This is a genomic window from Hydrogenimonas sp. (assembly GCF_029932565.1).
Taxonomy (GTDB): Bacteria; Campylobacterota; Campylobacteria; order Campylobacterales; family Hydrogenimonadaceae; genus Hydrogenimonas.
This window is the reverse complement of sequence record NZ_JAOZPV010000020.1, coordinates 1-4,756: the sequence shown is the minus strand read 5'-3', so window position 1 is coordinate 4,756 and position 4,756 is coordinate 1. Positions and strand designations below refer to the sequence as shown.

General features: G+C 52.2%; 5 protein-coding genes. All 5 read left to right on the top strand.

Features of this window, described 5'->3' with window-relative positions; translation table 11 throughout:
• Positions 1-1,290, top strand: a 1,290-nt coding sequence (locus tag Q1K24_RS04015; RefSeq protein WP_300366325.1) for a UDP-glucose/GDP-mannose dehydrogenase family protein, incomplete at its 5' end; no start/stop codon positions are given.
• Entirely contained in the window at positions 1,287-2,258 is a 972-nt protein-coding gene (locus tag Q1K24_RS04010; RefSeq protein ID WP_300366322.1) for a glycosyltransferase family 2 protein, read from the top strand. The genes Q1K24_RS04015 and Q1K24_RS04010, both read left to right, overlap by 4 nt.
• A complete protein-coding gene (locus Q1K24_RS04005) occupies positions 2,230-3,102 on the top strand; it encodes a lysylphosphatidylglycerol synthase transmembrane domain-containing protein (RefSeq protein ID WP_300366319.1) in 873 nt (290 codons plus the stop codon). Before Q1K24_RS04010 ends, Q1K24_RS04005 begins: the two co-directional genes overlap by 29 nt.
• Positions 3,099-4,166, top strand: coding sequence for a hypothetical protein (locus Q1K24_RS04000; protein WP_300366315.1), 1,068 nt, complete (start codon positions 3,099-3,101; stop codon positions 4,164-4,166). The genes Q1K24_RS04005 and Q1K24_RS04000 overlap by 4 nt, the downstream gene beginning before the upstream one ends.
• Positions 4,167-4,223: 57 nt before the next feature.
• Positions 4,224-4,667, top strand: a complete 444-nt coding sequence (locus Q1K24_RS03995; protein WP_300366312.1) for an NUDIX domain-containing protein — start codon at positions 4,224-4,226, stop codon at positions 4,665-4,667.
• Positions 4,668-4,756: the final 89 nt, after the last annotated feature.

Genomic DNA, 4,756 nt, shown 5'->3' with positions numbered 1-4,756 from the left:
GAAATGGGAAACAGCGTCGTCTGTGTCGATATCGACGAAAAGAAAATCGAAAAATTGAAAAACGGCATTATTCCGATCTACGAACCGGGCCTCGAGGCGATGGTGAAAGAGAATTTCGAGCGGGGCACGTTACACTTCACCACCGACATCAAAAAGGCGCTGGACGAGACCGATGTCATCTTCATCGCTGTCGGCACGCCCCAGGGCGAAGACGGCAGTGCCGATCTGCAGTATGTCCTCAAAGTAGCCGAGGATATCGGAAAATATATGACACATGAAATGATCGTAGTCGACAAGTCGACGGTACCGGTCGGTACAGCCGACAAAGTCAAGGTTACGATTCAAACGGAGCTCGACAGACGCGGAGCCGAGATTCCTTTCCATGTCGTTTCCAATCCGGAGTTCCTGAAGGAGGGGAGTGCCATTGAAGATTTCATGAAGCCGGATCGCGTCGTCATCGGAGCGGAGAGCGAGATGGCGATAGAGACGATGAAAGAGCTTTACGCTCCATTCACCCATAACCACGAGCGCTTCATCGCCATGGATGTCCGCAGTGCTGAGATGACCAAATATACCGCCAATGCCATTCTCGCCACCAAGATCAGCTTCATGAATGAGATCGCCAACATCTGTGAACGGGTGGGTGCCGACGTCAACAAGGTGCGTGTGGGCATCGGCAGCGACCGGCGTATCGGCTACAGTTTCATCTACCCCGGTTGCGGTTACGGCGGCAGCTGCTTTCCCAAAGATGTTCAGGCTCTCAGCAAAATCGCGCGGGATGTCGGATACGAACCCCGTATCATCCAGGCAGTCGAAGCGGTCAACCAGGATCAGAAAAGGGTACTGGCAAACAAAGTGGTGGAACGTTTCGGCAGTGATCTTACGGGTCGAATCTTCGCTGTCTGGGGACTTTCGTTTAAACCCGAAACCGATGACATGCGGGAAGCCAGCTCCATTACAATCATCAACGAACTGACAAAACGTGGCGCGAAGATCCGGGCCTACGATCCCAAGGCGATGGAAGAGGCGAAACAGTTCTATCTCAAAAAGAATCCCGATGTAGAGTACTGCAAAAGCAAGTACGATGCCCTGGACGATGCGGATGCCATGCTGCTGGTGACCGAATGGAAAGAGTTTCGCAGCCCCGACTTCGATGAGATAAAGCAGCGGCTGAAAACCCCCGTCATTTTCGATGGACGCAACCAATACAATATGGAAAAGATGGTGAAAAAAGGGTTTGAGTACCACCAGATCGGGGTACCGGAAAAGAACGGGAAAGAGGTGCAATGAAACTTTCTGTCGTTATACCTGTCATGAACGAAGAGGAGAATATTCCGCCACTCTTCGATGCGGTCAAAGAAGCACTCCGCGATATCGACTACGAGCTGATCATGGTGGATGACGGCTCGAGCGATGCTACCGTACAGCGGATGAAAGAGCAGGCGGATGAACGTACGAAGATTATTGTTTTAAATAGAAATTTTGGACAGACCACAGCGATGGCTGCCGGTATCGAAGAGGCAAAGGGCGAACTTATTGCAACACTCGACGGCGATCTTCAGAACGATCCGGCCGATATTCCGATGATGATCGAAAAGCTCGAAAAAGAGGGGTGGGACCTGGTTGCAGGACGTCGCAAGAAACGCCAGGACGGAATGTTTTTGCGAAAAATCCCGAGCAAAATCGCCAATGCCATCATCCGTCGTTCGACCGGTGTCTATCTGCATGACTATGGCTGTACGCTCAAAGTTTTCAAGCGGGATGTCGCCAAAAATCTGGGTCTCTATGGGGAACTGCACCGTTTCATTCCGGTGCTGGCGAAGATGTACGGTGCGAAGATCACCGAAGTCGACGTTCGCCACCATCCGCGTATCCATGGTGAGAGCAAGTATGGTATCGGACGGACCTTCCGGGTCATCAGCGACCTGCTTCTTATGCTCTTCATGCAGAAATACAAAACGAAGCCGATGCATCTTTTCGGAACACTGGGTGTGCCGATGCTCGGAATCGGTCTTCTGATCGATGCATACATGTTCGTACTCAAACTTTTTGGAGAGAATATCGGCCAGAGGCCACTTCTGATTCTCGGTGTCATGCTGACGCTGGGCGGTATTCAGCTCATTACGACCGGCTTCATCGCAGAGCTCATCATGCGAACCTATTTCGAGTCGCAGAATAAGAAGCCTTACACAGTCAAAGAGGTTTACGTCGGCAAAGCGAAAGCAGTGGATGAAGAAAAAGATCAAGCTTCTACTTAAAATCCTTCTGACAACCGCAGCACTCTGGTTCGTGCTGCACAAGATCGATCTTGACAGACTCCAGACAGCGTTACAGAGCGCCAATCCTCTTTGGCTGTTCGGGGCGTTCGTCACATTCAACCTCTCCAAAATTGCCAGCGCCTTGCGCCTCAATCTCTATTTCAAGACGATCGGCCTCAAGCTTGAGACATCGTACAATCTCATTCTCTATTATGTCGGAATGTTCTACAACCTCTTTTTGCCTGGGGGTATCGGCGGAGACGGCTACAAAATCTATCTTCTCAACAGACACTTCAAGCAGGGGGTAGCTATACTTTTCCAGGCGGTACTGCTCGATCGGCTCAGCGGCCTGGCCGCACTCCTTTTCTACGCCGTGCTCCTCTATGCCGGCAGCGAATACGCCATGATGCATCCTTCCGGTACGCCCCTGGCGCTGCTTGTCGCGTTTCTCGTCTTTCCCATCGCCTACATTGCCACAAAACGATTTTTTGCGCCATTCCTGGAGGTTTTCAAACCAACCATGGCATGGGGGCTCGGTGTACAGTTCCTGCAGCTTGTATCGGCCTGGATGATCGTGGAGAGTCTCGGAATCGATCGGATGGTTCTGGAGTATCTGACACTTTTTCTGATTTCGAGCGTGGTTGCGGTACTGCCGCTGACCATCGGTGGTGTCGGGGTGAGAGAGCTGACGTTTCTCTATGGCCTGGAGTGGATCGGTCAGGAGCCGGCACTGGGTGTCACCTTCTCCTTCCTCTTTTTTATGATTACGGCACTTTCGTCGTTTCTTGGCCTCTTTCTGCTCAATCGTGTCCAGCCAAATTCCGTTGAAAGAGAGCAGCCATGAACAACAGTATGCCGAAACTTCGGTTCGTTGCCCTGGACGATACGGCAGTGCAGGCGCTGGAGATGGCCAATCTTACCCGACACAGCGAAATTGTCGAAACGGAAGAGAGTCTCCAGAGTGGCACCGATAGCAGAATTGTCACCGTATTTGTGATCTCCCGACTCGATGACACTTCCCTGCAGACGATCAATATGTTCCGGGGACGCGGAATCGTTCTCTTTCCGGAACCGGAACGGATGAACCCACTCGTAGAGAGTGTGCTGAAGAGCCTCCTGATTCCCATTCCTGTCAAACTTGAAACACTGGCGACATTTTCCTTTTCGCAGGCAGCCAAAACGGTGGAGACACTTTTTATCGACTCTTCCGACCAGGATTTCATGCTGGGAAACGAGGATCTTTTCGAAGTGCTGCAGCCCCATATATTCAACCGTTTCTACCATGCCGAGGGGCGTCATTTGCGGGAAGCGGTCCTGCGCATGGCCCATCGTGTCAGAAGCCAGCGTCGCCTCGAAAGTGTCGCCTATACGCTGTTACTCCCCTCCAACACGACGCTTTTCGCACTCGACGAGGCGCTGGATGTGCTGGAAGTGGCCGTTCCGCCGGAGAAACCGCTTGTTTTCGCCATCCGCTTCGGGAAGGAAGTCTCACGCGTGAAAATCAGTGCCTGCATCGCCGCACCGATGCATCTGACGTCCGGCATTCAGAGCCGTATCGACGCGCAGCCAACCTATCTGGGCAAGGTTGCCGTGATTGTCGACAGTTTCGCCATGGGCGAAATCGATGAAAGAAAGATGCTGACTCTCTCTCAGGACAATGGTATCGATCCGGAGGATGCCGACAGACTCTACGAGATGATCTACGTCCGTGCCGATGAAACGGCGGGACTTATGCGCCATCTTCGCGAAAGCCGAAGCGGCGAAGAACGGATTGAAGCGGTTGCCAGAGCGTTGGCGGATGGATCCATCGATGTCAAGATTCTCGAAGAGCTGACAGCGCTTTTCGGACTTTCTGCCGATGCGATCGTGGCCCGCGCCAACACTCTCCGGCAACAGGACGGACGGTGACGTCAGTTCGAATCTCCGCCGTTATTTCATGCGGTGGCATTGGAGTATAATTTTCTCATGAAAGTGAGTGCGGGAATTCTACCATTTCAAAAAAAGGGGAATCGGCTGAATGTCTTTCTCGTCCATATGGGCGGCCCCTTCTGGAAAAATCGCGTGCGCTCCTGGAGTATCGTCAAGGGGGAAACGGAAGAGGGTGAAGATCTTTTGGCTGCGGCGAAGCGGGAGTTCGAAGAGGAGACGGGTGAATCGGTCGATGGTACGTTTCTATCGCTGGGAAATGTAAAAACGTCGAACAAAATCATTCATGCATGGGCTATCGAGGCCAATCCCTCGACGGAGATTCACTCCAATACCTTCGAAATGGAGTGGCCACCGAGATCGGGGAAAATGCAAAGTTTTCCGGAAGTAGACCGTGCCGCATGGTTCGATATAGAGAGGGCAAAGGAGACAATTGTCAAATCCCAGATACCGCTTCTTGAACGATTGGAAGAACTTCTGTGAGACTAGAACCCATCTCAGAAATCCCCATAGGCGGGAATGGCACCCAAACGGTGCGATGACGAGGCGAAAAGCGCAAGGCGATGCCAAAG